Source organism: Pseudomonas sp. LJDD11 (assembly GCF_024584215.1).
GTDB lineage: Bacteria > Pseudomonadota > Gammaproteobacteria > Pseudomonadales > Pseudomonadaceae > Aquipseudomonas.
In genome coordinates, this window is record NZ_JANJFL010000131.1 from 1 (window position 1) to 542 (window position 542).

1 protein-coding gene is annotated in these 542 nt (G+C 60.1%); it reads left to right on the forward strand.

Translation table 11 applies throughout. The features are described from left to right. The coding region (locus NRB16_RS29155) for a nucleoside hydrolase (RefSeq protein WP_257107602.1) at positions 1-467 on the forward strand (467 nt) is incomplete at its 5' end. Between the last annotated feature and the right edge of the window lie 75 nt (positions 468-542).

The window sequence follows — 542 nt, forward strand, 5'->3', positions numbered from 1 at the left end:
GTGGCAATATCACGCCGACTGCCGAGTTCAATCTGTTCGCCGACCCTCATGCGGCGCAGATCGTTCTGGCCAGCGGCGTCAAGCTGACCTATGTGCCGCTGGACGTGACCCACAAGATCCTGACCAGCGAGCAGCGTCTCCAGAAGATCGCCGCACTGGGCAATCAGGCTGGCAAGCTGGTTGGTGGCATTCTCGATGAGTACGTCAAGCTGGATATGGAGCATTACGGACTGCCCGGCGGGCCTGTCCATGATGCGAGCGTGATTGCCTGGCTGCTACAGCCAGAGCTGTTTTCAGGTCGGCAGATCAATCTGGCCATCGACAGTCGCGATGGCATCGGCTTTGGTCAGACCGTCGCAGACTGGTACGGCACGCTCAAGCAGCCACAGAATGTGTTCTGGGTCGAGAATGGCGACGCTCAGGGCTTCTTCGACCTGCTGACCAGCCGGTTGGCCCGTTTGAAGTGAGTCGTTGTGCTTCAGGCAGGTAGCTCCGCCGGGGAGTACCTGCTCAGCACCTGGCCGAGAAAGGTTCGGGCACCT